Consider the following 26,057-nt stretch of genomic DNA (forward strand, 5'->3'; position numbering starts at 1 on the left):
CAGGGGGAAATTTTGTGAAAAGGGAAAAGAACATACGAATCTTGCCGCTTCTGCCCCTTAGAGGCCTTCTGGTTTTCCCGAAAATGATACTTCATTTCGACGTTGGCAGGGACAAGTCCATCGAAGCCCTGGAAGAAGCTATGGTGGCCGACGAAAAAATTCTCCTTGTCGCCCAGAAAGATGCGAGAGTGGATTTCCCTGTGCCGGAAGACATATATGCGACAGGGACGGTGGCCAAGATAAAGCAGCTTTTGAAAATGCCGGGAGATACCATAAGGGTGATGGTGGAAGGACTCAACCGGGCCCGGATAGAAGAATATATAAAGACCGAACCCTTTTTCAAAGTCAGGGTTACCGAAATATTGGAAGATGATATGGAAATTAGCCCGGAAGAAGAAGCTCTCATGCGAAGCACGATGAACCTTTTTGAAAATTACGCCGAATTAAACCATAAGGTGAGTCCGGAGGCCTTGATTTCTATAGGTAATCTAAAAAGCCCCGGCCGTTTTGCCGATGCCGTAGCATCTCACCTCAATCTGAAAATCGAAGACAAGCAAAAGATATTAGAAACATTAGATGTAAAAGAGAGGCTCAGAATCCTATTCGAGATTCTCACAAGGGAGATAGAAATCCTTGAGCTAGAAAAAAAGATAAATAACCGGGTGAAAAAACAGCTGGAAAAATCTCAGAAAGAATTTTACCTCAGAGAACAGATAAAAGCCATACAGCAGGAACTAGGGGAGCAGGACGAAAAGACGCAGGAAGCCAACGAGTATCGAAAAAAGATAAAGGCCTTAAATCTTCCGGATGACCTTGAGCAAAAGGTATTGAAGGAAGTGGAAAGATTTGAGAGGACTCCCCCGGTGTCGGCGGAAGTGGCGGTCATAAGAAATTATCTGGACTGGATTGTCGCCCTTCCCTGGAACAACTTTACAGAGGATGTCTTGGATGTCAAATCGGCGCAAAAAGTTTTGAACGAGGGCCACTACGGGCTTGAAAAGGTGAAGGAGCGAATTCTGGAATTTCTTGCGGTAAGAAAGCTCGCGGGAGCCATGAAATCGCCCATACTTTGCCTTGTGGGCCCTCCGGGGGTGGGCAAGACGTCCCTCGCCAAATCCATCGCGAGGGCCATGGGAAGGAAATTCGTAAGGGTGTCGCTCGGTGGAGTCAGGGATGAAGCAGAAATCCGCGGACACAGGAGAACTTATGTGGGGGCGCTTCCGGGCAGGATAATTCAAGGGATGAGACAGGCGGGAACCAAAAACCCCGTGTTCCTGCTCGATGAAGTCGATAAGATGAGCTCGGACTTTAGGGGAGACCCGACCGCCGCTTTGCTGGAAGTGCTTGACCCCGAGCAAAATCACAGCTTTTCCGACCACTACATAGAACTTCCTTTCGACCTTTCGAAAGTTTTGTTTATAGCGACCGCCAATACTCTGTTTAACATTCCGAGACCCCTGCTCGACCGCATGGAAGTCATATCGATTCCGGGATATACAGAGTACGAGAAACTTCAAATAGCGAAGTTCCATTTAATCCCCCGGCAGATCGAAGAACACGGTCTAAGTGCCGAGAATCTGGTGTTTTCCGATGAAGCCGTGATACACATCATCCGCAACTATACGCGAGAAGCCGGCGTGAGAAATTTAGAGCGGGAAATAGCCGGTATTTGCCGTAAAGTGGCCAGGTCAGTGGTGGAAGGAGAAAAAAGGTCGGTGGATGTGGACGTCGCGATGGTCGAAAAGTTTCTGGGGACGCCCAGGTTCCGCTATGGAGTTATCGAGGAAACCGACCAGGTAGGGGTGGCGACCGGCCTTGCCTGGACGGAAATGGGGGGCGACATACTGAGCGTCGAAGCCACGGTCATGAAGGGAAAGGGAAAGCTGATACTTACCGGCAAGCTCGGAGATATCATGCAGGAATCGGCCCACGCGGGATACACCTACGTCAGGTCCAAGGCGGCTGAGTTGGGGATAGATGAGGATTTCCATGAAAAGTACGACGTTCACATTCATGTGCCCGAAGGAGCCATACCGAAAGATGGTCCTTCTGCGGGAATAACCATGGCTTGTGCCTTAATTTCCGCCCTTTCCGGACGTCCTGTGGACAGGACGGTGGCCATGACGGGAGAAATAACGCTGAGGGGGAGGGTTTTGCCGGTCGGGGGAATAAAAGAAAAGGTACTGGCAGCCCACCGCGCGGGTATCAAGACCGTAATACTTCCCGAGGAAAATATAAAGGACCTAGAAGAAGTGCCTCAAAACGTAAAGGAAGACCTTTGCTTTGTCTTTGTGAAGACTATGGACGAGGTTATAAAGAGAGCGATAAAACCCATGGGCGATGGCATCCCCCCGATGCGAGAAAGTGCGGAAAAAGCAGACGGCCTTTTTATTTCTCAGTAAGACATTGTATTTGTTGCTGAAAGTTTTATATTCATAGTATAATAAAGATGGAGATGATAACACAGAACGAAAGGGGTTTACCCATGGGTATTATTTTTGACCCCTCGGTGGAGCACAGGATAATGGTGTGCGTGACTCCACAGAAGAGCTGCGAAAGGCTGATAAAGAGGGGGGCGGCAAGGGCGAGAGAGCTAGGAGGGGAATTTTGCGTAGTATACGTAAATAAATCGGAGGATCTGAACAAGGATTTAAAGCAGCACAAAATATTGCTGGAGCTTTTCGAAATGGCAAAAAATCTGGGAGGAACGGTTTCGATTTTGGCAGGGAAAAAAGTATACCAGACCTTGGCCGATTATGCGAGGAATAATCAGATAACCCACATAATCGTCGGCAAATCCCTGCAATCGGCTTTTGATGTGCAAAAAAACGGCGAAGTAATAAATCCCTTGATAAAAGCCGTTGAGAAGAACGGCATAGTGGTGGAAATAGTGGAGTAGGGGGTCGCCTTTTTTGAGAAGTTTCCTAGTTAAAATTATTGAGGGATTGCATCAAAAGGATAAAAATCTTTTTATGTACCTGAATCAAAGGATAAAGTGCAGGCCTTTGGATGCGATAATGCCACGCATAACCCATCTCGGCGGTGCCACATTTTCAGTGCTTTTGTGTGCCTTTCTTTATATTTTTGGCAAAGAGGAAGCCAGGATTGCCGCAAGCGAAGCCTTTTTCGCCCTCACGGGGAGCCAGGGAATAGTGCAAATTTTTAAAAAGAGCATTTACAGGAAAAGACCGTATATGGTTTTGCCCAACGTGAACACATTCTGGAGAAAGCTGCTGAAGGACCATTCCTTTCCCTCCGGGCACACAGTTGCAGGCTTTTGCCTGGCCGTGGTATTTTCCCTTTATTTTCCTGCCTATAGGTATGCCATATATTCGCTGGCCACATTGGTGGGATTTTCCAGGATATACACCGGAATGCACTACCCCTCCGATGTGCTCAGCGGTGCTTTTCTGGGTACTACTTTTGCGTTATTGACGCATGCCATCAAAAAACTTATCGTAAGCTGAAGGAAATTTTTTATCGCTCGTTAAAAAAAGGGAGGGGTTTTATAATGGATATTGAAAAGGCCATAGAACTTAATGTGGAACCCCTGATAAAGTCGGTTTGTGAAATAATCAGGATACGGAGCGTTGAAGAACCGCCGCTTGAAGGGAAGCCTTTCGGAGAAGGAGTGGCACAGGCCCTTGATTATGCTTTAAACCTTGCCAGGAGTTTCGGCTTCAGGACTAAAAACCTGGACAACTACGTGGGATGGGCCGAGTGGGGCGAAGGAGACGAAATGGTGGGGATACTGGTTCACCTGGATGTGGTGCCGGAAGGATCGGGCTGGACCTATCCTCCCTACGGCGGGGAAATCCACGATGGAAAAATCTACGGCAGGGGTGCGGCTGACAATAAAGGGCCTGCCATGACGGCTCTGTACGCTTTAAAAACTTTGAAGGATGCCGGAGTGAAATTCAACCGGCGGGTTAGAGTGATATTCGGCACCAACGAGGAAAGCGGAATGAGATGCATAAAATACTACTTGGAACACGACGAAGAGCCCACCATGGCTTTTTCGCCCGATGCGGAATATCCGATTATAAACGGCGAAAAGGGCATCCTTACATTTTCTTTGACGAGCGATTTTGAAAATAACAAGAAAGCGAAAGAAGGAGGAGTAACGCTCGTTTCCTTGAAAGGCGGCCACAGACCCAACATGGTGCCGGATTATGCTGAGGCAGTTTTGAAAGGTGATGCCGTATACATAGAAGAAAGGTTCAGAGAATTCAAAGAAAGAACCGGGTACGATTTGGAGCTTTCAAAGGTCGATGGTACATTTGCTATTAAATCTCATGGCGTTTCCGCCCACGGAAGCATACCCCACAAGGGGAAAAATGCGGTAATGCAGCTCATAACTTTTCTTTCGGAACTCGACATCGATGATGAAGGACAGCGGCAATTTATTCTTTTCCTGAACGAAAAAATAGGCCTTGATACTACGGGCAGGGGATTGGGAGTCGATTTTTCCGATGAGATATCGGGGCCGCTTACCTTTAATGTGGGAGTAATCCGAATGGATGAAAAATCCGGCGAGGTCGTTGTAAACATCAGGTATCCCATAAAGTATAAAGGGGAAGAGGTGATTTCGAAAATAAGGGAAAGTCTCATCGAGGGAGTTCGAGTTGAAAAGATATCCGACAATCCGCCCCATTACGTCCCTGAGGATAGCGCTATAGTTAGGAGCTTAAAGGCGGCTTACGAAAAGGTTACGGGAGAAAAGGCCTACTGTTTTTCCATAGGCGGCGGAACGTATGCGAGGATGTTCAAAAACGCGGTGGCTTTCGGACCTGGTTTTCCGGGGAAACCGGAAGTTGCCCACGAAAAGGACGAGTACATCGAGATTGAAGACCTTTTGAAAAACTTGAGGATTTATACCAATGTGCTTTTAGAACTCGTAAGCTGAATATTTAATGTGGAGTGATAAAATGCAACTCCAGAGGTTGGCCGACCCGGCCATTGATAGGCTCTTTGAGGCAATAGCGCTTTTGAGGACGAAGGAAGAATGCTATCGCTTTTTCGAGGATATTTGCACCATTGCGGAGGTAAAGGCCATGGCGCAGCGGCTTCAGGTGGCCGAGATGCTGGAAGCCGGATTTACATATAGCGATATTGCCGAAAAAACCGGAGCCAGCACTGCCACCATAAGCAGGGTCAAGCGTTTTTTGAACTACGGCGCCGATGGCTACAAAATGATTTTGGAAAGATTAAAGGAGCTTGATGAGAAAAAAAAGTAGCGTGGAACCCACGCTACTTTTCTGTAGGAGGTAAAAATGGATTTTTTATCCGAACTAAACGAAGAGCAAAGGAAAGCCGTAACACACCCCGGGGGGCCTCTTCTTGTCCTGGCGGGGGCGGGAAGCGGCAAGACCCGGGTGCTGACGTACAGAATCGCCTACCTGATTGAATACATGGGCGTAGACCCGAGCAGTATAATGGCCATAACCTTTACCAATAAAGCCGCCGAGGAAATGAAAGAAAGGATCGAAAGACTTATCCCCTGGGCGAAGGGGATGCTGGTCAGCACCTTCCATTCGGCTTGCGTCCGGATCCTGAGATCCGACATTGAGAAATTGGGCTACAGCAGGAACTTCGTAATATTCGACACCCAGGACCAACAGGTTGTGGCAAAGGATTCCGTCAAAGCTCTGGGGCTTGACGACAAAAAATACTCGCCTCAGGCAGTTTTGAATTTTATAGGAAGGGCCAAGGACGGGCTGCTTACGCCGGAAGAGTGCTACGACAGGGCAAAGGACATAAGGGAAAAGACTTTGGCGAGGATATACGAACTTTATCAGAAAAAACTGAAGGAGCTGAATGCCCTGGACTTCGACGACCTCATAATGAAGACGGTCGAGCTTTTCAGAGAATGTCCCGAGGTTCTTTACCATTACCAGACGAAGTTCAAGCACATACTGGTAGATGAATACCAGGACACAAATAGAGCGCAGTACGTTCTCGTAAAGATGCTGGCCGAAAAGCACAGGAACCTGTGCGTTGTGGGGGACGACGACCAGAGCATATACAGCTTCAGAGGTGCGGATATCCGGAATATCCTGGACTTCGAAGAGGATTTTCCGGATGCTACCGTCATAAGGCTCGAGCAAAATTACCGCTCGACCCAAAACATCCTCGATGCGGCAAACAGCGTGATAAGCCACAACCTGGGCAGGAAAAAGAAGAATCTCTGGACCAAAAACGGCAAAGGTGAAAAAATTTATCTCGTTACGCTGGAAAACGAGCATGAAGAAGCGTTCTTCATTGCCCGGGAAATAGAAAAGCTGGTCAACGCCCAGAAATTCAACTTTAAAGATTTTGCGGTGCTCTACCGAACCAATGCCCAGTCCCGCGTGCTGGAAGAAATGATGGTGAAGATGGGACTCCCCTACAGGATAGTGGGAGGCCTGAAATTTTACCAGCGGAAAGAAATAAAGGACATAATGGCATACCTGAGGGTTGTGGCAAATCCTTCAGATGATGTGAGCCTTTTGAGGATTATAAACGTGCCTCGAAGGGGCATAGGCGAGGCTACTGTCTACGAACTGAAAAGAGTGGCGGAGGAAAATGAAAGGTCCGTATATGACATAATAAAAGAGGAGGTTTACAATTTTTCATCGAGAGTATCTGCAAAACTTAAGAATTTTGCGAGCCTAATTAATGATTTTATAGAAAAACAAAATTCGCTTTCGATTCCGGAATTGATAGCTTATATTCTTGAAAAAACGGGATACATCGAAGAACTTGAAGCCGAGAATTCACCGGAGGCCCAGAGCAGGATAGAAAACCTGAAAGAAATGGTAGGTGTGGCCGAAGAATTTGAGAGGAAATTTCCAGGAGCAAGCCTCCAGGACTTCCTCGCCGAAATTGCCCTGCTCTCCGATGTGGACGAGCTTGACGATAACAAAGATGCGGTGGTTTTGATGACGTTGCACAGTGCGAAAGGCCTCGAGTTTCCGGTGGTTTTCTTAAGCGGCATGGATGAGGGTATATTCCCGCATTCCAGGTCGATGTTCGATGAATATGAGCTGGAGGAAGAGCGAAGACTTTGCTATGTGGGGATAACCAGAGCCAAAAAAAGGCTTTACCTGACAAGAGCGTGGAGGCGAAACCTCTACGGCAACACCTCATTTTATTCGGCGTCAAGATTTATCGACGAGATACCGGCAAGGCTTTTAAAGGAAATCGGTCCTGAAGATGATACATTAGAGGAAGATGTCGGAGAAGTAAAAAAAACAAAGCCGGTGGTGCACTTCAAGTCCGCGATAAAACAATCATCAGAAACGGAGAAGCGAAAGGAGTTAAAATTAAACCCCGGCGACAGGGTGAAGCACTCCAAATGGGGTGAAGGTGTGGTAACCGCCGTCTACGGTAAGGGAGAAGATGCGGAAATAGCGGTAAATTTTGCATCGGAAGGGACAAAACGCCTCATATTAAAGTACGCTCCTCTTGTGAAGATATAAAAAGAGAAAAAATGAAATTCCATTTGAGAGGATGGAGTGTATGAAAAAGTCCGAAGCCGAAAAAAGGATAAAGGAATTGAGGGAGCTCATAAACTATCACAACAAGCAGTACTACGTATACGACAACCCGGTAATTTCCGACGCGGAGTATGACAAATTGATGAGGGAACTAGAAGAGCTCGAAAGAAAGTTTCCCGAACTGGTAACGCCCGACTCTCCCACCCAGCGGGTTGGGGGAGAGCCTCTTCCCTATTTTACTCAGGTGGTTCACCGCGTCCCCATGATGAGCCTTTCCAACGCTTTCGATGAAGGGGAACTGAGGGACTTCCACAGGAGGGTTACGGAAGTTGTAGGAAATGACGTGGAGTACGTGGTGGAACTTAAGATAGACGGACTTGCGGTTTCGATAACTTACGAAAACGGCATTTACAAAACCGCCGCCACCAGGGGTGACGGCGAAGTAGGGGAGGATGTAACCCAAAACGTAAAGACTATAAAGAGCGTACCGCTTAAGCTTGATTTTCCACCCGATAAAAGCCCGGCTATTCTTGAAGTAAGAGGCGAGGTGTACCTGCCGAAGGAGGACTTCAGGAAATTGAACGAAGAGAGGGAAGAACAGGGGCTTCCGCTCTTCGCAAACCCCAGGAACGCGGCGGCGGGTTCTTTGAGACAGCTTGACCCCAAAGTTACGGCCAAAAGGCCCCTTGCCGTTTTCATATATGGCTTGGGTTATGCGGAAGGGATAGAATTCGAGACCCACTATGAAGCGCTCCAGTTCTTCAAAAGAATAGGCCTGCGGGTAAATCCTCACATAGTGCTTTTCGATAAATTCGACGACGTCGTGGACTACTGCCTCAGCTGGAACGAAAAGCGCCACGAACTGCCCTACGAGATTGACGGGATGGTCATTAAAGTTAATTCCCTCGAGCAGCAAAGGCTCTTAGGTTCGACCGCCAAAAGCCCCCGCTGGGCGATAGCATATAAGTTTCCTGCAGAACAGAAGACGACTGTGATTAAGGACATAATCGTAAGGGTTGGTAGGACGGGAGTGCTGACCCCCACCGCGGTTTTGGAGCCGGTAAGGATAGCCGGGTCTACGGTAAGCAAAGCCACTTTGCACAATGAGGACTACATTAGGGAAAAGGACATAAAGATAGGCGATACGGTGATAGTCCACAAGGCCGGCGATGTGATCCCCGAAGTGGTGGGAGTTGTAAAAGAAAAGCGCACGGGAAAAGAGCGGGATTTCGAAATGCCCCGCCGCTGTCCCGAGTGCGGTTCCGAGGCGGTCAGGCTTCCGGGAGAAGCGGCGTACCGCTGCACCAACAGCACCGGTTGTCCGGCCCAGATAAGGAGGAGCATCGAGCACTTTGCCTCGCGGGACGCCATGGACATAAGGGGGCTCGGCCCGGCCATAGTTTCACTCCTGATATCGCAGGGGCTTATTAAGGATGCTGCCGACCTTTACTACCTGAAGCGGGAGGACCTCGTCACCTTAGAGCGCATGGGAGAAAAATCTGCTGCCAATCTGCTTTCCGCCATCGAGGAAAGCAAAAAGAGGCCTCTTGACCGGGTGATATACGCTCTTGGAATCCCCTTCGTGGGTTCCAGGACGGCGTCGCTTCTGGCCGATGCCTTCGGTTCGATGGAGGAGCTTGAAAAGGCTACCTACGAGGACCTGATAAAAGTTCCCGAAATAGGCGACAAGATAGCAGAAAGTATCCTGGCGTTTTTCAGACAGGAGCAGACAAAAGCTCTCATTTCCCGCTTGAAAGCCGCCGGGGTTAACATGGAAGCAAAAAAGAAGGAAGAGGGGCCAAAGCCTTTAGAAGGACTTACCTTCGTCCTTACCGGGGCCCTGGAGAAATATACAAGGCAACAAGCTACCGAACTTATAGAAAAACTCGGCGGCAAAGTCACCGGCAGCGTGAGCAAAAAGACTGACTACGTGGTAGTAGGAAAGGACCCGGGGTCCAAATACGAAAAAGCTCTGAAGTTGGGAATAAAAATCCTGAATGAGGCCGAGTTCGAGAAACTTCTAGAAAAAGGGGAAGTATGACAGTTGAGACCCCTGTTTTACCGAAAAATTAGCGATGGTCATTACCGGCGCCATCGCCGGCTTCGATCGCTTGATAAATTCTAAAAGCAGTGCTTTCGTCGTCGATACCCGCCTCCTCCAGCAGGTCCAGCACCTCCTCCCGGGACCAGCCCTTCGCCCGCGCGGCCGGACCGATAAGGCTTACCGCCAAGGGGATGAGGGGTTCCTTTTTTTCAGCCAGGGCCATTTCTACTGCCTTTTTGGCTGCTTTCAGGGACCGGCTCAACAAATCCCGGTCCTCGGGCTTTAGTTTTTTGCACAGCGCTGCTTGCAGGCGGCTCTGGATTATTTGTGGCTGGCTTTTGATTACCTTTGCCATTTCGCCAAGACATTTTTCTGCATGGGAGCACCAGGTAGCACAACCGGGGTCGAATCTGGGATTGGCTATCTGTTTTTTGCAATTAGGGCAGCGCCGGGTCACATCATTTTTCCAGAACTCTATACTGTGGCCGCAGTGGGGGCAGGGAGACTCAAATATATCTTCAGGTCTCCAGAAACTTTTATCCTGGCCAGGACATTTCCAGAAGGACATGGATCTTCCTCCTTTTTTGATGTTAAAAAATTAAGTTCGTTGTGTAAAGAGCCATCCATTATCCAAGGATGGCTCTTTTTTTATGGATAAAGGCTTTAAATCATCCAATAGATGGGTTTAATTCTTTCTATCTCCCTTAATTCCTATCTCCACCACGTTCAGCGGTATATCCTTCCCAGAAAGATTTAACGCTTCTTCAACAATTTTCACCAAGCCGTAGCAGCAGGGCACTTCCATGTGGGCCACGGTTACGCTCTTTATGTCGTTGCGCTTGAAAATTTCCGCAAGCTTTTTTACGTAATAATTGCCATCATCGAGTTTGGGGCAGCCTATGACCACACTTTTGCCCTTTAAAAGTTCCAGGTGATAGTTGGGGTATGCGAAGGGCACGCAGTCTGCGGTCACCAAAAGGTCGGTCCCCTCAAAGTAAGGAGCTTCCACGGGCACCAGCATGAGCTGGACCGGCCAGTTCGAAAGCTGGGACCTGATGCTCAAAAAAACTTCTCCATCGGAAAAAGCTTTTGTCGGGGCTTTTGCGTTTTCTCCGGTCTCCGATTCGTGTTTTAAGTCTATCACCCGGCTTCCAGGGCATGAAAATCCGTGATGGTGGGTATGCACCGAGGGTTCGGATTTGCTGCGGGCCAGGTGTTCCTTTACCGCCTCTTCGTCAAACTCTTCGGCTTCTCTTTCGATGATAGTAATCGCACCCCTCGGGCACTCGCCGAGGCAGGCACCTAGCCCGTCGCAGTACTTATCCGAGACGAGCCTTGCCTTTCCGTCTATAATCTGTATGGCACCTTCGGCGCAGGCCGGAACGCAAAGCCCGCAGCCGTTGCACTTTTCTTCATCGATATGGACTATTTTCCTTATTGCCATGTTCGAAACCTCCCTGTCTTGCTTGAATCTAATTCAATCATAACAGGTTTTGAAGTGTAAAGATGTGATTTACCTCACATAGAGCCGCATGTTTTGCAGACCCTTTCTCCGACAAAATTCCTTTTCCGGGAGATAATCGACTGGTTTTTAGATGATACGTATAAATATTGTAACTTAAGTTTGAAAAATTTATTGAAATTTATACTTGTGTATATTATAATAATGGTAAAAGTGATTACTTGAACAATTTATTTCCAAATGCAACCCTTAGTTAATAAAGGGTTGCATCAAAGAAATTATTTTAAAAAAGGGGGTCTTGTATGAACAAAAAATTATTTGCTGTAGCCCTTTTGGTCCTCACCGCATTTATCGTCTCTATTGTTGCACCAATTCAGGTTGCAAAATTCTTCAAGGTGGACGCAGTTTCAGCAGCTACCGATTCATCGAACAACAGTTCAACACAAAATAAAACACCGGCGACGCCTGCGAAGACCACCAAACCCGCTCCTGTGCAGGCTACGGTGAAGAAGCCGGCAGCTTCCACCGCGGTAACCAGCGTAAGCGGCATAAAACGACTTTTGGCTTACGGCTCCCGCGGACAGGACGTAAAGCTGCTGCAGACGCTGCTCAACCAGCATGGTTATAAGCTCAAGGTGGACGGTATATTCGGACCCAAGACATTGGCTGCGGTAAAGGACTTCCAGAAGAAAAATGGTCTTAAAGTGGACGGTATAGTAGGGCCAAAGACTCTGGCGAAGTTAGCACCGAAGACGGCTGCAAAACCGGCAACGCCAGCTACACAGGTAACTAAAGCTACACCGGCAACTCCGCCTCAGACTCAGAAAGTTGCGGTAAAAATAGGAAAGGTTGACTATGCAGCGCATGGAACAAAATGCTTTACCGTCGCCATCGCAGCTGTAGCCGGCGACAAGATAGTGGCTGCATACATAGACGACTATCAGTTCATGTCTAAGGACGTAGCAAAAGGAGTACCCAATATGGACCAGGAATTTGGGACTTATGTGAAGGAAGGGTATGTATTGGCGTCGAAGCTTACCAATGCGGAATACTACAGCAACAACATGAAGACCAAGGGTGGTGCGACCAAGACTGTAAACGAGAACTTTGGTGGAATAGTCAAATTTGTGAAGGGCAAGACCATAGCTGAACTCGAGTCCATGCTGGCGAGCTCTACGAAGGAACAGATGAGGGAGAAGGTGGATGCAGTAACCGGAGCGACGCTCGAAGATACATACGGCTACGTGAAGGCTATAGTCGAAGCAGCAAAAATTGCGAAGGCGACGCCTGATGCCGACGCCGTAATGGTGGATGCGAAAGACCTCGGAAATCTAAAGATAGGCAAAGTTGACTATGCGGCTCACGGAACCAAGTGTTTCACCCTTGCAACGGCAGTAGTTTTGGGTGACAAGATAGTGGCTGCATACATAGACGACTATCAGTTCATGTCTAAGGACGTAGCAAAAGGAGTACCCAATATGGACCAGGAATTTGGGACTTATGTGAAGGAAGGGTATGTATTGGCGTCGAAGCTTACCAATGCGGAATACTACAGCAACAACATGAAGACCAAGGGTGGTGCGACCAAGACTGTAAACGAGAACTTTGGTGGAATAGTCAAATTTGTGAAGGGCAAGACCATAGCTGAACTCGAGTCCATGCTGGCGAGCTCTACGAAGGAACAGATGAGGGAGAAGGTGGATGCGGTAACCGGAGCGACGCTCGAAGATACATACGGCTACGTGAAGGCTATAGTCGAAGCAGCAAAAGTGGCAAAGTAAAGCTTGAAATAGTCGATTTTTGAAAGAGGGTGGTTGAAAGGCCAAAAACGGCTTTTCAACCACCTTTAATATTTTAACTAGTTTGTTGGGGGCAGAGAAACTTAAAGTGAATATTATGAAAGGGGGAAAGAACTCTCCGGGGGTGAGACTGTATGAAAAGCGCAGAAAATAAAATTAAGCCTATACCTATGAATCCCAGGCTCCTCTTGATGCCCGGATTTTCCGAGCGTCAGATTCGCGAACATTACGAGGTACTCTACAAAGGCTACGTAAACAAGGTCAATGAAATCCGCGGTTTTCTTCTTTCGGCCAACCGCCAGGAGGCGAACGCCACGTACAGCGATTTTCGCGGCCTGAAAAAGGCAGAAACCTACGCCATGGACGGGGTCATACTTCACGAACTTTATTTCGAAAACTTAGGAGGGCCTGGCGGCGTGCCCAAAGGAGACCTCATGAGGCAGATAGAAAAGGATTTCGGCTCTTACAAAGCATGGCTGGAAGATTTTACGGCTACAGGCATCTCCGCCCGAGGCTGGGCAGTTTTGGTTTACGACAGAAGGGGTGGAAGGCTTTTCAATTACCTGCTGGATGCCCATGACCACGGCGTTATTCAGAACACCGGAGCAATTTTAGTTTTGGACGTATACGAACATGCATATTTTATTGATTACGGCACGAGAAAAGCCGATTATATAAGGGCTTTCATGCAAAATGTGGACTGGGCTGTGGCAGAAAAAAGATGGGATAGAATAAAAAAAAGAATTGCAATATAAAATTAAAAAAATTGATATGTACGAATAGCTTGACATTTTTGCAATAGTAATATACTAATAGTGAAAAAAAACTTGTATATACATATTAAGAGGGGTGGACAATTTAATATTGGATATCCGAAGATACCCGGAAAAGGTCAAAAAAGCCGCCGAAGCGCTGGTAGAACTCCTGATAAACTACTCATTATCTTTTAAGGCCATGGGAGCCAAATACGCTATGTTCCCACTGCACCTAAACGAGTACCTGTCGCCAAAGCTTTACAAAGAGTTTTACTGGCCGACGCTGAAAGCCATCATACTCAGGCTATTAGAAGAAGGCATAAAATCCTGGGTCTTCTTCGAAGGGCGCCACGACGCTCACCTGGAAACCATTTTGGAACTGCCTAAAGGATGGGGAGTTGCGTATTTTGAAAAGACCGACGTGGTTAAAGCGAAACAATTGCTGAAGGGCCATACGTGTGTCATGGGAGGTATACCGGTCGGACTGCTGGTCGGCGGAACGCCGGAAAAGATAAAGGAATATATCAGAAATTTACTGGAGCAGGTGAAGCCGGGAGGAGGCTTCATACTGGCCGCCGGAGTAGGCTCGGTACCAGCCGATACGCCGGTGGAAAATTTGAAAGCCGTAATTGAAGCTGTAGAAGAATACGGTTAATTAAAAAATCGGCACCGACTGTAATGGTCGGTGCCGATTTTTTAATACATAATCTTCGGATTGCGCTTTACGGCACTTTTAATATATAATCATTTTACAGGCATGTGGGTGCAGATTTGCCTTTTTTTCTGTTAGAGGTGTTTGATTTGAACAGCGCATTTTATCTAGAAGAGAAAAGAAGCTATCTTTTTTGTCGGCTGGACAGCCGTGTAAAGCTAGTATCGGCAATTATCTACGTTGCCGTTGTGGCTACTATCCGCACCTGGGAATATCTCGCCGCCTGTTTAGGATTTTATATTATCCTTCTTTGCCTTACCGGATTTCCTATTTTAAACTCGGTGCGGCGCATTTTCGTTCCCGTTTTGTTTGCAGGCTCCATGAGCGCTGCGGCCGCTTTTGCCAATTTTTATGCAGGGCAGCTATACGCGAGCGTAAGTGGTGCCGTCCTTTTTTTAAGGGCGCTTTGCGCTATAGTTGTATTGAGTTCCGTGATTTACAGCATGAGCTTCAGGGAGCTGGTCTTTTCCTTAAAGGTTTTGCACGTTCCCGATGTACTGGTGAACCTCATCGGTTTTACAATTAGGTATGCGAATATATTAACCGATGAACTTTCAAGGATGAAGAAAGCGAGAAAGGCAAGGGGATATTCGAAGGGCAGGAACTTCTGGCATACCCCCACCATGAAGGTGATAGGGCAGACGGTCGCTGTGTTGTTTCTTAGATCTTACGAAAGAAGCGAAAGGGTATATCAAGCAATGCTATCTAGAGGTTACGGCGGGGATATAAGGTTACTTTCAGCTCCAGCAAGACCGGGGAAAAAGGATTTCGCTTTTGGAGCGCTGGTGGCCGGAGTGCCGCTTTTTTTCAAAGTCGCCGAAATGGGGGCATTTTCATGGATTATGCGGTAGAAATTCATAACCTTGCTTTCCGGCATAAAGACGGAACCGTAGCACTCAGAGGCGTCACGATGAAAGTAAAAAAAGGCTCAAAGACGGCCATCTTGGGACACAATGGTGCGGGAAAATCCACGCTTCTTTTTCATTTGAACGGCATATATCTCCCTCAGCAGGGCAGTGTAAAAATTTTGGGAGTGGAGGTCAACCGGAAAAACGAGAAACTGGTAAGAAAAATGGTAGGCCTTGTGTTCCAGGACCCCGACGATCAGGTTTTTTCCCCGACGGTATGGGATGATGTGGCCTTCGGCCCGGCAAATTTCGGCCTTCCGCGGGAAGAAATTGAAATCAGGGTAAAGGAGGCTCTGAGGGCCGTGGGTATGGAGGAATTCGCCGATAAAATGCCCTTTCATTTGAGTTACGGCCAGAGAAAGAGGGTGGCCATAGCGGGAGTGCTTGCAGTGAAGCCCGAGATTTTGGTGCTGGATGAGCCTCACGCTTTCCTCGACCCGAAGAGCAAGGAAAATCTTTTTGATATCCTGGAAAAGGAAAACCAGGAAGGGAGAACGGTTATTATCGCCACCCATGATGTAGATTTTGCCTATGAATGGGCCGATGAAATCGTGGTGATGAGAGAAGGGAGGGTTCTGGCTCAAGGGGGGACTGAAGTTCTTTGCAGGGGAGAAATAATAAAAGGGGCCGGACTGGAATTTCCCAAGGTAGTCAGGTTTTTTAACAGGATTCACGGATTAAAGGTTGAAAAAGCTCCGAAAACAATAGATGAAGCAGCAGAGCTGGTGAATAAGCTTCTTAAAAATATGCCGCAAAGGGATTGACAAAAATATAACAAATTTTTTATAATAATGTCAGAGGAAAAATTGAAAAGATTTTAGGAAAGTATCATGAAGGTACGGAAACAGCCATGAAGGCCTCAAGTGGATGAATCCACAAGGCTTCTTCATGGCTTTTTTAATTACGAATACATAAGGGGGAACCAATTATGCACATTCCCGATGGTTTTCTCGATGCCAAAACCGCAGTTGCCACATCAGCCGCAAGTTTAGCTGCACTTAAGTACAGCATGACAAAAGTAAAAGAGGAACTGGGCGAAAGAGATGTTCCTTCCCTGGGTGTAATGGCAGCCTTCATTTTTGCCGCTCAAATGGTCAATTTCCCGGTAATGGCCGGCACCTCGGGCCATCTGCTGGGGGCGGCGCTGGCTGCCATTTTGTTCGGACCTTACAGTGCCAGTCTAATCCTTAGCGCGGTGCTTATAGTTCAGTGCCTTTTTTTCCAGGACGGGGGCATTACTGCGCTGGGCGCTAACATTCTAAATATGGCCGTGGCAGCCACTTTTGTTGCCAGCTGCGTTTACAGCGCCGTTAAAAAATTGAAATTTTCAGGAAGCGAGATAGCAGCCGTGTTTCTTTCCGCCTGGATCTCCGTTCTTGTCGGGGCGTTTTTGACTAGTGTTGAGCTTGCACTATCGGGCACCGTGCCCTTGAATGCGGTCATCGCTCCCATGATGCTGGTTCATGCCGTCATAGGTATTGGTGAAGGTATTATAACCTGTGCAGCGGTGGGCTATGTAAGAAGATTTTTAGATGGGAAATCTGGAGCCTGCGCAAATTCTGAGGCTGGAGGTGAAACAAATTGAAACGGTGGGCGATGGTGCTTTTGCTGGCCCTAGTTATTGCGGCTTTTTTATCGCCTTTTGCTTCCCCTCATCCGGACGGCCTCGAGAGGGTAGCGGAAGATCTGGGTTTTTTAAAAAAAGGCGAATCTCCGGTGCTCCGATTTTCGCCGATGCCCGATTACACCGTTGCAACCATAAATGACGAAAGGGTATCTACGGCGCTGGCCGGCGTGACCGGAACTTTAATTACGCTGGCTTTTGCCTGGGGTTGGACGAAGTTAATCTCCAAATAGTTATATTTGAAAAAAGCAGGTCGTATTGTAAAATAATACTGAGGGATTTTGGGAGGGCTTTAACATGATGGACGGCTATAACACCACCGAAAATGGTGAAATCAAAAAAGAAATAGATACCTTGCGGGTTTTACTCGCACACTGGATCGAGCACAACCGGTCCCATGAGGAAAATTTCCGCAGCTGGGTTGAAAAATCGAGAAGACTCGGAAAAATTGAAGCTTCCAGAATGATTGAAAAAGCCGCCGATGCATTAAAGGCGGCCAGTGACTTTCTACTAGAAGCTAAAAGACATATATAAGGAGTGAACGTTATGTGTGAATCGAAGGTCTACCTTTACGAACGAGGCGAAGAAAGGGAGATAATGGATAACGTGATTTTTATGGAACCCCAGGGTGACAAAATCTTCATGTACAATCTCCTGGGGGAGCAAAAGATTCTGGATGCGAAAATAAAGGAAATAAAACTCCTGGAACATAAGATTATTTTGGAAAGCAGGAAAGATGAAAAATGATAATAGCGGTTGTGGATGGGATGGGAGGGGGTATAGGCAGCCAGATTATAGCCCTATTAAGGCAGGATTTACCCCCTGAAGTAAAAATATACGCCTTAGGGACCAATTCAGCAGCCACTTCAAACATGATGAAAGAAAAAGCAAACAAGGGTGCCACCGGTGAAAACGCCATCCTCTATAATGTAAATAAAGTCGATGTGATTGTCGGCTCCCTGGGCATAGTTATCCCGAACTGCATGATGGGCGAGATAACACCCAAAATCGCCGAAGCCATAGCATCGTGCAGGGCTAAAAAGATTCTCATCCCCATTGTAGATAATGAGGATATAACAGTTCTTGGCGTAGAAAAAAAGCCGCTTTTCCTTGCCATAAAGGATGCCATAGAAAAAATCAAAGTCCTTTTGGAGACGGAAAAATAAAGGGGATAGGACCATGCTAAAGGTGAGCATATTGCAGATGGATGTTGCTTTTGGCGAGCCGGAGAAAAACCGAAAGAAAGCCGAAAGAATGCTTAAAGAAGCTTTGAAGGTAAAGGTAAAACCTGACATTGTTTTGCTTCCGGAAATGTGGAATACCAGTTATGCTCTGGAAAGGCTTTCGGATATAGCCGACAGGAACGGCAGCCCCACCATAGAATGGCTAAAAAAAGTCGCAAAGGAAAACAGCGTTAACATAGTAGCTGGGTCGATAGCCGACATAAGAAGTGGTGAATCTAATGGGATTCCAAAGGTTTACAATACCGCCTATGCAATAAATAGAAACGGAGAGGTGGTCGCGCGTTACGACAAGGTTCACAGGTTCAGGCTGATGGATGAAGAAAAATACTTTTCGCCGGGAGAAAAAGCCGTCACCTTTGAACTGGACGGCATAAATTGCGGAATTGCCATTTGTTACGATATAAGATTTCCCGAATTTATAAGGAAAATAGCCCTGCTCGGGGCCCAAATCCTTTTTGTGCCGGCCCAGTGGCCCAAGCCCAGGGAGATGCACTGGAGACTTTTGAACATTGTGAGGGCCATAGAAAATCAGTTTTTCGTGGTGGGAGCAAACCGGGTAGGGAGGGAAGGCAAAGCAGAATTTCCCGGGTGCTCCATCGTCGTTGACCCCTGGGGTGAAGTGCTGCTGGAAGCCGACGAAAGGGAGGGCGTTTTCGAGGCTGTAATAGACCTGTCGGCGGTGGAACAGGTGAGGAAACGCATACCCGTTTTTGAAGATCGAAGGCCCGATGTATATTAATGGCAAATGAGCAAAATATATAAATGCCGGGGAAGGGCTGGGGGATGAAGGGAGGATTTTTGGTGAATTCCAAAACCATAATGGCCATTTTACAGCGGGATAGAAAAGCTTCCGCGCCCAAAGTCCAGGAGGTGCTGACGAAATACGGTGACAACATAAAAGTGAGGCTCGGGATTCACGACACCGATGAAAACCATTCTTCCGATGAAGGCCTCATTATCCTCCAGCTCTGCGGCTCCGATGAAGAAACAGGGAGACTAGAAAGGGAGCTTAATTCCTTAGAAGGTGTAAAGGCGAAAAAAATCATCCTTTCATTCAGCGATGAAGTCGAACAGTTCATACGAAGTATAGAAGTTTAGCGTCCGGGAAGCATTCCCGGATTTTTAATTCAAAGAATTCCTTGAGTTCCCTCATCTTATCAGGAGGGTATACGTATTTTCCGTAGCCGAACTGGCCGAATTTGAAAACCCTTTCTTCTTCATCGAGGGGAACCTTGGTTTTTGGAAAAACGGCAAGGATGTTCTTTTTTGCCCTCGCCGTGAACCGGTGGGTTATAAGTTCGAATTCTATAGCTTTTTTTGCGCTTTCCGAAAGTCCCAGACTTAATTTTTCAAGCATTTCGCCATAATCGTATTTCCAACCAGGGTAGTAAAATATTGGGCCGATGATGAAGCCAAGGGGGTAGCCAGCAAGGGCTACCTTTTTAGCCGCTCCTATTCTTTCTTCCAAAGGCGGGGTTTTGTGTTCGAATTTTTTTATTACGCGCTCGGAATTGATGCTGAAGCGGAAGGTGGTTCTGCCGCCGTGTTTCGCATCAAGCAGCGAATCGATGTTGGTAAACTTTGTCACGAACCGAAAAAGGCCCTTTTCCTGTTTGGCGAAAAACTCGATGGTTTTTTTAAGGGCGCCGGTGTAAGGTTCTACGGGCAAGGGGTCCGAGGTGGCAGACCCTTCGAAGATGGTGACCTCAGGCGACCTTTCTTCTATATATTTTTTCGCCCGTTCAAGGATTTCGTCCAGGTTCACGTAGACCCTTATGTAAGGCTTTTTACCAAGAGTGGTGCTGAGGTAACAGTATTCGCATTCACCTATGCAGCTCGTCACGAGAGGTAACTGGTAATGGGCAGAGGGCTTGCAGCTTTCAAAGTCCAGGGTCTTTCGAACGCCTACTACCAGGGTCCTTTTAGCCTCCATGTAAGCTTCCTGGGGCGTCTTACCGGGGATGCCCAAAACTCTGTTGTGGGAAGTCGTGAAGTCCACATCCACCCCCATTTCCTGGAGTTTATAGTAGATATTCCTGCCTATCGGATAATTTAAAGCATCACGTTCAAAGTAGGCCCTTTTGGGGATAAAGATTTCCATATCTTATCACCTCTTTATTTTATTTTTCCCTAAAAAGAGCTTTAATTAATGTATGCCCGTTGAACTAGAAGGTCTTGAAATGATAAACTTATGATGTGAGATGAAAACTTGAGCCGAGAGGACAACTCTTTGGAGATGGATGGAGAAGTCCCCTGTTGTAAAAGATGGTTCATATCGTAGAGTGGAGCGTGAAGGTCGATGAAGGAAAAGTTAAGACTCGTATCGACGAATTGCTATTCCTTTACGAACAGCGAAACGAAGGTGGAAATCAACGTATACCTCAGCCCCAGGCTGTTTCAGGATTTTGCGGAAGATGAGGCCATAAACCAGCTTTTCAATGCGTCGCTACTTCCCGGAGTGGTAAGTCCGGTTATAGGGATGCCGGACATTCACACCGGTTTTGGGCTTCCTATTGGAGGCGTAATGGCCACCGATTACGAAAAGGGCGTGGTTTCGGCGGGGGCCGTCGGGATGGACATAAATTGCGGTGTAAGGCTTCTTACTACCAAAATCGACGCCGGAGAGGTAAATAAGGAAAAAATGTCAAAGATTCTGGACCTTATATCGTCCAGGGTGCCTTCCGGGGTGGGGAAATCCAGCGCGGTAAAGTCTTTGCGGAGACCGGATTTAGAGGCGATAGCAACGCTGGGTGTGGAGTATTTTGTTATGGCGGGATACGGAAGGAAGGAAGACCTTGAAAGGATAGAAGACAGAGGGTGCATTCAGGGGGGTGACGCCAAAGCCGTACCTAAAGCGGCCCGGGAAAGGGCGGACCAGCTTGCAACCATCGGTGGCGGGAATCACTTCATAGAAATCGGAAGGGTATCTAAGGTATTTGACGAGGAGCTAGCATCGCGGTTCGGGCTTTTCAAAAATATGGTGTACGTTCTCATTCACACAGGAAGCCGAGGGCTTGGACACCAGATTTGCACCGATTACTCGAGGATCATGTGGGAACATTCGGAGAAAAACGGAACCAGGGCACCGGTGAAGGGGCTTTCGTGCGCGCCGATTTTTTCGGAGGACGGGCAGAACTACCTGAAGGCAATGGCATGCGCTGCAAACTACGCCTTCTGCAACCGCCAGCTCATAACCCACTTCGTGAGGGAGGCATTTGTTGAAGTACTGAAAAAACCGGAATCGGAACTGGGCCTGGACCTTTTGTACGATGTGGCCCACAATATTGCGAAAAAAGAAAAGCACGGCAAAAGGTGGCTTTTGGTCCACCGAAAGGGTGCTACCCGGGCGCTTCCAGCTGGACACGGTGATAATCCCCTTTGCTATCGCGAGACGGGACATCCCGCGATAATCCCTGGCAGTATGGGTACCGCCTCATACGTACTCGTCGGCCTTCCGGAGATACACCGCACGTTTTGTTCGGTAAACCACGGAGCGGGAAGGGTCATGTCTAGAAGGAGGGCAAAGAGCGAATTTACAAAAGAAGAGCTTCTCGAGCAGACCAAAAACGTGGTAATAGCGTCCAGCAATCTGAAAGCCCTGCTCGATGAAGCCCCGCTGGCCTATAAGGACATCGACGAAGTGGTATTTACATTGGTCGATGCGGGACTTACAAAGCCCGTGGTAAAATTAAAGCCGATGGGTGTTTTAAAGGGAGAGGGCGAGGAGTCGTAGAAAGCCGCATAAGTATTTTTGCGGCTTTTTATTACACCGTGCGGAGGATTTTTTTAGTTCTTCCAGAGTGCTTACTGGACTTTTGCAGTTTCTGCTTTTACAAATGTAGGCCGCTGTTTTACCGTCAATTTTGGTGTAACTTTCATATGCCGGGACCAGGTCTTTCATGCCGTCAGCACAGGCTACCACCTCAACTTTTTTCTCCATTTAGACTTAAGTTGAAGTGGTGAGGTCATCTTAAATAATTTACCTACAAACTATTGACACAAACAGACAAATTAAATACCCTTGTTAAGAAAATACCATGTGTGCTATAATTGCAAAGGGAGATTTTTATAAATTTTAGTAATTTCACCATAAGGATTTTCAATAGTGGAGTGTCGAGAGATGTACAAAGACTTACAGGACTTCGTCAATGTGCTAGAGCAAAAAGGGCAGCTAAAGAGGATAAAGGCACAAGTGGACAGCGAACTAGAGATAACCGAAATTGTGGATAGAGTGGTAAAATCAGGAGGCCCCGCGCTCCTTTTTGAAAATGTAAAAGGTTCGGAGTTTCCCCTGTTAATAAATACCTTCGGTACTTACGAGAGGATGAAGCTGGCACTGGAAGTTGAGAGTCTTGATGATATTGCTAGAGAAATAGAAGAGCTGATAGATGTTTCAAACTATGTGGGGTTATTTAATAAAATAAGGTCGGCCACAAGACTTGCAAAACTTGCAAAAATTTTCCCGAAAAAGGTAAAACAAGGTGCCTGTCAGGAAGTCATGGAGGAACCAAACCTGTACAGGCTTCCAATATTGAAATGCTGGCCCGGGGATGGAGGAAGATTTATAACACTTCCATTGGTGATTACGAGAGACCCGGAGACGGGTGTTCAGAATATGGGCATGTACAGGCTTCAGGTTTTTGACGAGAAGACTACGGGGATGCACTGGCACCTCCATAAGGACGGCAGGGAGATATACGAAAAATATAAAAGGCGAGGGCAAAAGATGCCCGTTGCTGTGGCTCTTGGATGCGACCCGGCCACGATATATGCATCTACCGCTCCCCTTCCAAAAGAAATTGATGAGATGGTATTTGCGGGATTTTTGCGAAAGGCGCCTCTTGAACTGGTAAAGTGCAAAACCTGCGATATTTATGTACCCGCCAATGCGGAATTTGTGCTGGAAGGATATGTGGATATCGATGAATTAAGGGAAGAAGGTCCCTTTGGCGACCACACGGGATACTACTCGCTTAAGGACTATTATCCCGTCTTTCACATTACGTGCATGACCCGCAAAAAAAATCCCATATATCCGGCCACTGTCGTAGGGAAACCTCCAATGGAGGACTGTTTTTTAGGGAAGGCCACGGAGAGAATTTTTTTGCCTTTTTTAAAAATACTGTGCCCAGAAATAGTGGATATAAATTTTCCGCTGGAAGGTGTGTTTCATAACTGCGTAATAGTTTCGATAAAAAAGAGATTCCCCGGCCATGCAAAAAAGGTGATGCACGCTCTTTGGGGAATCGGGCAGATGATGTATACAAAAATTATAGTTGTGGTGGACGAGAACGTGGACCCGAAAGACCTTTCGACTGTGGCGTGGAAGGTATTCAACAATGTTGACCCGAAAAGGGATGTGGTAATAGTCGACGGGCCCCTGGACGCTTTGGACCACGCTTCGCCGATGAAGCACTACGGAAGCAAGATGGGGATTGATGCAACTAAAAAATGGAAGGAAGAGGGGCACGAAAGGGAATGGCCTGACGAGATTACCATGGACCCGAAGATAAAGGAGCTGGTTGACAGAAGGTGGAAAGAATATGGGTTCTAAAGGCCATGCGGTTTCGCTTGTTAGCACTTTGTGGGGCCGGCTAAAGACTTACGGTGAATTGGTAATGTTTTCTCATACGTTATTTTCCCTGCCATTTTCGCTCATTGCTATGTTCTGGGCTGCTGGCGGACTGCCCCCGGCTAGAGTTTTTTTCTGGATTATGGTGGCCCTTTTTGGAGCAAGAAACGGCGCCAACGCCCTTAACCGCCTGGTGGACAAGGATATAGATGCCAAAAATCCGAGGACTGCCGGAAGGCATATACCCAGGGGAATTGTAAAGGAATACGAAGCCTTTTTGATTGTGATATTTTGTTTTGCAATATTGGTATTAGCCGCGTTCAATCTGAACCCGCTTTGCGTGAAATTGCTGCCTGTTGCAATATTTTTATTCGTGATATATTCGTACACCAAGCGATTTACCTGGCTGTGCCACGTGATATTGGGGCTTGCCTGCGGTGGAGCTCCGGTAGGAGCTTGGATCGCGGTAACTGGAAAAATACAATGGCCGGCCTTGGTTCTCGGTGCTGCAGTGATGTTTTGGGTTGCGGGCTTCGACATAATATACGGATGCCAGGATGTGGAGTTTGATACCAGTCACGGCCTTCATTCAATTCCGGCAAAATTCGGCATAAAAAATGCACTTAAAATATCTTCTGCTTTTCATGTGATCTCTATGGGTCTTTTGTTTTACCTCTATTTTTTGATGGATATGGGTTACCTTTATCTTGTCGGTCTTATTATTATCTCATGTTTTCTATACGCCGAACATAAGCTGGTTTCCCCTACGAACCTAAAGCATGTAACCATAGCTTCCTATGATATAAATCAGATAGTCAGCGTGATCTTTTTTATATTTTCTTTCATAGACATTTTCATTTTCTGAGGTGATCGGATGGCAAGGTACGTGGTCGGCATAACGGGCGCAAGCGGCAGCATATACGGCGTGAGATTAATAGAAGAACTTTTGAAAGCGAAAAACGAGGTCCACCTTTTAATTACCGAAAACGGGGGCAAGGTTTTAAAACATGAATTGGGCTTCGATATGGAGGGTTTGGTTTCGCATTTTGGCAAATACGAAAGATTAGGCGGAGTTATTAAAAAATACGACATACATGACCTTTTCGCGCCGATAGCCAGTGGGTCTTTTCAAGCCGATGGGATGGTAATAATACCGTGTTCAATGTCAACCCTGGCGTTTATAGCCGGCGGGATGTCACATAATTTGCTGCAAAGGGCTGCCGATGTATTTTTGAAGGAAAAAAGAAAGATAGTCATAGTTCCGAGGGAAACGCCCTTGAACTCGATACACCTCGAAAACATGCTGAAACTAAGCAGAATGGGTGTTCATATAGTGCCGGCTATGCCCGCCTTTTATCATAATCCAAAAACTATTGATGATATGGTCAATTTCATAGTAGGGAGGGTATTAGATGCCTTGAACCTCCCAAATCAACTATATGAAAGATGGAAAGGAGTGTAATTGAGCCATGTTTATCAAAAAAATTAAAGGGTTAGTGGTTGTCTTCACATTAATTTGCCTTATGTTTTCGCTCAGTGCTTGCTCAAAAAATAATTCGACAAAAACAGCTCCCGAAGCACCTCAAAAAGAAAAGGGAAGTCCCCTCGTAATCGGTGTTCTTCCCGATGTTGATTCCATACCTCTGATTATAGCTGAGGCAAAGGGATATTTCGATGAACAGGGAGTTGAGGTGCGCCTCGAGCATTTTAAGAGCGCTATGGAGAGAGATAGTGCCCTTCAAAGCGGCAAAATAGACGGAGCGGTCTCGGACATTCTCGCAGCGGCTTTTGCCAACGACGGGGGGTTCAAAGTAAAAATAACCTCTCTCACCAACGGAACTTATAAACTCCTTGCGGGAAAGGGAAAAAATATCGATGCAGTTGAAAAGATGAAAGGCAAGGGCATTGCCATATCAAAAAACACCATTATAGAATATGCTACTGATAAGATATTGGAAAAATACGGCGTAGATCCAAACGAGGTAAACAAGGTGGTAGTACCTCAAATCCCAACGAGGTTGGAGATGCTCCAAAACGGAAAGGTTGATGCTGCAACGCTTCCAGATCCGCTGGCCTCCGTGGCTGTAAAAAACGGGGCGAAGGTTATAGAGAGCACTGACAGATTGGGGATAAATCCGGGGGTACTGTTGTTTTCGCAGGAAGCTATAGAACAAAAAGGGGATGAAATTAAGGCCTTCTATAAGGCGTATAACAAGGCCGTGGAATTTCTCAATCAAAATGAAAAGTCATCTTATATTGATATTATAATTGAAAAAGCCGGATTCCCCGAAGATGTTAAGGACATTATAAGTCTCCCGGAATATACGAAGGCAAAGCTTCCGTCGAAAGAAGATTTTGACGGGGTGATGGACTGGCTAGTGAAAAAAGGCCTTGTAAAGAAGGCGTATTCTTTTGATGAACTGGTAGACGGGAGATTCCTTGAGTAAAGCAAAGCGGGC

At 47.0% G+C, this 26,057-nt stretch carries 27 protein-coding genes; 24 read left to right on the forward strand and 3 right to left on the reverse strand.

Annotation, left to right across the window (positions count from 1 at the left end; genetic code table 11):
* Positions 1-14 precede the first annotated feature (14 nt).
* The 7 genes from lon (at position 15) to ligA (ending at position 9,519) form a co-directional block, all read left to right on the forward strand.
* On the forward strand, positions 15-2,402 hold the full coding sequence (gene lon / locus AN618_RS03250) for an endopeptidase La (RefSeq protein ID WP_066352184.1): 2,388 nt from the start codon (positions 15-17) through the stop codon (positions 2,400-2,402).
* A gap of 83 nt (positions 2,403-2,485) precedes the next feature.
* The gene (locus AN618_RS03255) at positions 2,486-2,899 is read left to right on the forward strand and encodes an adenine nucleotide alpha hydrolase family protein (RefSeq protein WP_066352021.1); all 414 of its coding nucleotides are present in this window, start codon (positions 2,486-2,488) and stop codon (positions 2,897-2,899) included.
* Positions 2,900-2,972: 73 nt separating this feature from the next.
* Positions 2,973-3,467, forward strand: coding sequence for a phosphatase PAP2 family protein (locus AN618_RS03260; RefSeq protein ID WP_073254889.1), 495 nt, complete (start codon positions 2,973-2,975; stop codon positions 3,465-3,467).
* Positions 3,468-3,511: 44 nt separating this feature from the next.
* The gene (gene pepV, locus AN618_RS03265; RefSeq protein WP_066352024.1) at positions 3,512-4,906 is read left to right on the forward strand and encodes a dipeptidase PepV; all 1,395 of its coding nucleotides are present in this window, start codon (positions 3,512-3,514) and stop codon (positions 4,904-4,906) included.
* 22 nt (positions 4,907-4,928) lie between these two features.
* A complete protein-coding gene (locus AN618_RS03270; protein ID WP_073254424.1) occupies positions 4,929-5,237 on the forward strand; it encodes a YerC/YecD family TrpR-related protein in 309 nt (102 codons plus the stop codon).
* 36 nt (positions 5,238-5,273) lie between these two features.
* Complete coding sequence (gene pcrA / locus AN618_RS03275; protein ID WP_066352028.1) at positions 5,274-7,460, forward strand: DNA helicase PcrA; 2,187 nt, start codon at positions 5,274-5,276, stop codon at positions 7,458-7,460.
* A 40-nt stretch (positions 7,461-7,500) separates the two neighbouring features.
* Positions 7,501-9,519: an NAD-dependent DNA ligase LigA gene (gene ligA / locus AN618_RS03280; RefSeq protein WP_083515020.1), complete on the forward strand. Its 2,019-nt coding sequence runs from the start codon at positions 7,501-7,503 to the stop codon at positions 9,517-9,519.
* 28 nt (positions 9,520-9,547) lie between these two features.
* Here the strand turns inward: ligA and AN618_RS03285 are convergent, their stop codons facing one another.
* Together AN618_RS03285 and AN618_RS03290 are read right to left on the reverse strand one after the other, a co-directional pair.
* Positions 9,548-10,090 (reverse strand): hypothetical protein, encoded by a 543-nt coding sequence (locus tag AN618_RS03285; RefSeq protein ID WP_066352034.1) that lies wholly within the window; start codon positions 10,088-10,090, stop codon positions 9,548-9,550.
* A 117-nt stretch (positions 10,091-10,207) separates the two neighbouring features.
* The gene (locus AN618_RS03290) at positions 10,208-10,966 is read right to left on the reverse strand and encodes an ATP-binding protein (RefSeq protein ID WP_066352036.1); all 759 of its coding nucleotides are present in this window, start codon (positions 10,964-10,966) and stop codon (positions 10,208-10,210) included.
* Positions 10,967-11,286: 320 nt separating this feature from the next.
* Here AN618_RS03290 and AN618_RS03295 point away from each other — a divergent pair, with 320 nt between their 5' ends.
* The 12 genes from AN618_RS03295 to AN618_RS03350 all read left to right on the forward strand — a co-directional run bounded on the left by AN618_RS03295 (position 11,287) and on the right by AN618_RS03350 (position 19,124).
* Positions 11,287-12,765: a peptidoglycan-binding domain-containing protein gene (locus AN618_RS03295; RefSeq protein ID WP_066352041.1), complete on the forward strand. Its 1,479-nt coding sequence runs from the start codon at positions 11,287-11,289 to the stop codon at positions 12,763-12,765.
* 152 nt (positions 12,766-12,917) lie between these two features.
* Positions 12,918-13,538 (forward strand): superoxide dismutase, encoded by a 621-nt coding sequence (locus AN618_RS03300; protein WP_083515021.1) that lies wholly within the window; start codon positions 12,918-12,920, stop codon positions 13,536-13,538.
* A gap of 82 nt (positions 13,539-13,620) precedes the next feature.
* The gene (locus tag AN618_RS03305) at positions 13,621-14,193 is read left to right on the forward strand and encodes a uroporphyrinogen decarboxylase family protein (protein WP_281176800.1); all 573 of its coding nucleotides are present in this window, start codon (positions 13,621-13,623) and stop codon (positions 14,191-14,193) included.
* Positions 14,194-14,339: 146 nt separating this feature from the next.
* Positions 14,340-15,101, forward strand: coding sequence for a cobalt ECF transporter T component CbiQ (cbiQ, locus tag AN618_RS03310; protein ID WP_187694870.1), 762 nt, complete (start codon positions 14,340-14,342; stop codon positions 15,099-15,101).
* Complete coding sequence (locus tag AN618_RS03315; RefSeq protein WP_066352047.1) at positions 15,086-15,922, forward strand: ATP-binding cassette domain-containing protein; 837 nt, start codon at positions 15,086-15,088, stop codon at positions 15,920-15,922. Before cbiQ ends, AN618_RS03315 begins: the two co-directional genes overlap by 16 nt.
* A gap of 164 nt (positions 15,923-16,086) precedes the next feature.
* Positions 16,087-16,743 carry an energy-coupling factor ABC transporter permease gene (locus AN618_RS03320; RefSeq protein ID WP_066352050.1) on the forward strand — a complete coding sequence of 219 codons (657 nt, stop codon included), beginning with the start codon at positions 16,087-16,089 and terminating at the stop codon, positions 16,741-16,743.
* Positions 16,740-17,015 (forward strand): PDGLE domain-containing protein, encoded by a 276-nt coding sequence (locus tag AN618_RS03325; RefSeq protein WP_066352053.1) that lies wholly within the window; start codon positions 16,740-16,742, stop codon positions 17,013-17,015. Before AN618_RS03320 ends, AN618_RS03325 begins: the two co-directional genes overlap by 4 nt.
* Positions 17,016-17,079: 64 nt before the next feature.
* A complete protein-coding gene (locus AN618_RS03330) occupies positions 17,080-17,316 on the forward strand; it encodes a DUF8180 domain-containing protein (RefSeq protein ID WP_066352056.1) in 237 nt (78 codons plus the stop codon).
* Positions 17,317-17,328: 12 nt separating this feature from the next.
* Positions 17,329-17,529, forward strand: a complete 201-nt coding sequence (locus tag AN618_RS03335) for a CooT family nickel-binding protein (RefSeq protein WP_066352060.1) — start codon at positions 17,329-17,331, stop codon at positions 17,527-17,529.
* Positions 17,526-17,948 carry a DUF3842 family protein gene (locus AN618_RS03340; RefSeq protein ID WP_066352063.1) on the forward strand — a complete coding sequence of 141 codons (423 nt, stop codon included), beginning with the start codon at positions 17,526-17,528 and terminating at the stop codon, positions 17,946-17,948. Before AN618_RS03335 ends, AN618_RS03340 begins: the two co-directional genes overlap by 4 nt.
* A gap of 13 nt (positions 17,949-17,961) precedes the next feature.
* Positions 17,962-18,765, forward strand: a complete 804-nt coding sequence (locus tag AN618_RS03345; RefSeq protein WP_066352066.1) for a carbon-nitrogen family hydrolase — start codon at positions 17,962-17,964, stop codon at positions 18,763-18,765.
* 62 nt (positions 18,766-18,827) lie between these two features.
* Positions 18,828-19,124, forward strand: coding sequence for a CPF_0552 family protein (locus tag AN618_RS03350; protein ID WP_222926282.1), 297 nt, complete (start codon positions 18,828-18,830; stop codon positions 19,122-19,124).
* On the opposite strand, the gene splB is transcribed toward AN618_RS03350, so the two are convergent.
* Complete coding sequence (gene splB, locus AN618_RS03355) at positions 19,102-20,127, reverse strand: spore photoproduct lyase (protein WP_066352071.1); 1,026 nt, start codon at positions 20,125-20,127, stop codon at positions 19,102-19,104. The two genes, AN618_RS03350 and splB, sit on opposite strands and share 23 nt — an antisense overlap.
* A gap of 198 nt (positions 20,128-20,325) precedes the next feature.
* On the opposite strand from splB, the gene AN618_RS03360 reads away from it, so the two are divergent.
* The 5 genes from AN618_RS03360 (at position 20,326) to AN618_RS03380 (ending at position 26,045) form a co-directional block, all read left to right on the forward strand.
* Entirely contained in the window at positions 20,326-21,759 is a 1,434-nt protein-coding gene (locus AN618_RS03360; RefSeq protein WP_083515024.1) for an RtcB family protein, read from the forward strand.
* Between the two features lie 387 nt (positions 21,760-22,146).
* Entirely contained in the window at positions 22,147-23,580 is a 1,434-nt protein-coding gene (locus AN618_RS03365) for a menaquinone biosynthesis decarboxylase (RefSeq protein WP_066352073.1), read from the forward strand.
* A complete protein-coding gene (locus AN618_RS03370; RefSeq protein WP_066352081.1) occupies positions 23,570-24,463 on the forward strand; it encodes a UbiA-like polyprenyltransferase in 894 nt (297 codons plus the stop codon). The genes AN618_RS03365 and AN618_RS03370 overlap by 11 nt, the downstream gene beginning before the upstream one ends.
* A gap of 9 nt (positions 24,464-24,472) precedes the next feature.
* Positions 24,473-25,060 carry a UbiX family flavin prenyltransferase gene (locus AN618_RS03375; protein ID WP_066352087.1) on the forward strand — a complete coding sequence of 196 codons (588 nt, stop codon included), beginning with the start codon at positions 24,473-24,475 and terminating at the stop codon, positions 25,058-25,060.
* Positions 25,061-25,121: 61 nt separating this feature from the next.
* On the forward strand, positions 25,122-26,045 hold the full coding sequence (locus tag AN618_RS03380; RefSeq protein ID WP_245628372.1) for an ABC transporter substrate-binding protein: 924 nt from the start codon (positions 25,122-25,124) through the stop codon (positions 26,043-26,045).
* Positions 26,046-26,057: the final 12 nt, after the last annotated feature.

It is taken from the genome of Fervidicola ferrireducens, assembly GCF_001562425.1.
In the GTDB taxonomy this organism is placed as follows: Bacteria; Bacillota; Thermosediminibacteria; order Thermosediminibacterales; family Thermosediminibacteraceae; genus Fervidicola; species Fervidicola ferrireducens.

What these genes read in the sequence shown, in the direction of transcription:
- AN618_RS03345 (WP_066352066.1), top strand. Translation starts at nt 17,962, where the DNA reads ATGCTAAAGGTGAGCATATTGCAGATGGATGTTGCTTTTGGCGAGCCG.
- AN618_RS03290 (WP_066352036.1), bottom strand. Translation starts at nt 10,966, where the DNA reads ATGGCAATAAGGAAAATAGTCCATATCGATGAAGAAAAGTGCAACGGC.
- ligA (WP_083515020.1), top strand. Translation starts at nt 7,501, where the DNA reads ATGAAAAAGTCCGAAGCCGAAAAAAGGATAAAGGAATTGAGGGAGCTC.
- AN618_RS03330 (WP_066352056.1), top strand. Translation starts at nt 17,080, where the DNA reads ATGATGGACGGCTATAACACCACCGAAAATGGTGAAATCAAAAAAGAA.
- AN618_RS03365 (WP_066352073.1), top strand. Translation starts at nt 22,147, where the DNA reads ATGTACAAAGACTTACAGGACTTCGTCAATGTGCTAGAGCAAAAAGGG.
- AN618_RS03335 (WP_066352060.1), top strand. Translation starts at nt 17,329, where the DNA reads ATGTGTGAATCGAAGGTCTACCTTTACGAACGAGGCGAAGAAAGGGAG.
- AN618_RS03270 (WP_073254424.1), top strand. Translation starts at nt 4,929, where the DNA reads ATGCAACTCCAGAGGTTGGCCGACCCGGCCATTGATAGGCTCTTTGAG.
- pcrA (WP_066352028.1), top strand. Translation starts at nt 5,274, where the DNA reads ATGGATTTTTTATCCGAACTAAACGAAGAGCAAAGGAAAGCCGTAACA.
- AN618_RS03340 (WP_066352063.1), top strand. Translation starts at nt 17,526, where the DNA reads ATGATAATAGCGGTTGTGGATGGGATGGGAGGGGGTATAGGCAGCCAG.
- AN618_RS03320 (WP_066352050.1), top strand. Translation starts at nt 16,087, where the DNA reads ATGCACATTCCCGATGGTTTTCTCGATGCCAAAACCGCAGTTGCCACA.
- splB (WP_066352071.1), bottom strand. Translation starts at nt 20,127, where the DNA reads ATGGAAATCTTTATCCCCAAAAGGGCCTACTTTGAACGTGATGCTTTA.
- AN618_RS03375 (WP_066352087.1), top strand. Translation starts at nt 24,473, where the DNA reads ATGGCAAGGTACGTGGTCGGCATAACGGGCGCAAGCGGCAGCATATAC.
- AN618_RS03380 (WP_245628372.1), top strand. Translation starts at nt 25,122, where the DNA reads ATGTTTTCGCTCAGTGCTTGCTCAAAAAATAATTCGACAAAAACAGCT.
- AN618_RS03255 (WP_066352021.1), top strand. Translation starts at nt 2,486, where the DNA reads ATGGGTATTATTTTTGACCCCTCGGTGGAGCACAGGATAATGGTGTGC.
- AN618_RS03300 (WP_083515021.1), top strand. Translation starts at nt 12,918, where the DNA reads ATGAAAAGCGCAGAAAATAAAATTAAGCCTATACCTATGAATCCCAGG.
- AN618_RS03285 (WP_066352034.1), bottom strand. Translation starts at nt 10,090, where the DNA reads ATGTCCTTCTGGAAATGTCCTGGCCAGGATAAAAGTTTCTGGAGACCT.
- AN618_RS03370 (WP_066352081.1), top strand. Translation starts at nt 23,570, where the DNA reads ATGGGTTCTAAAGGCCATGCGGTTTCGCTTGTTAGCACTTTGTGGGGC.
- AN618_RS03295 (WP_066352041.1), top strand. Translation starts at nt 11,287, where the DNA reads ATGAACAAAAAATTATTTGCTGTAGCCCTTTTGGTCCTCACCGCATTT.
- AN618_RS03315 (WP_066352047.1), top strand. Translation starts at nt 15,086, where the DNA reads ATGGATTATGCGGTAGAAATTCATAACCTTGCTTTCCGGCATAAAGAC.
- AN618_RS03360 (WP_083515024.1), top strand. Translation starts at nt 20,326, where the DNA reads ATGAAGGAAAAGTTAAGACTCGTATCGACGAATTGCTATTCCTTTACG.
- pepV (WP_066352024.1), top strand. Translation starts at nt 3,512, where the DNA reads ATGGATATTGAAAAGGCCATAGAACTTAATGTGGAACCCCTGATAAAG.
- AN618_RS03260 (WP_073254889.1), top strand. Translation starts at nt 2,973, where the DNA reads ATGTACCTGAATCAAAGGATAAAGTGCAGGCCTTTGGATGCGATAATG.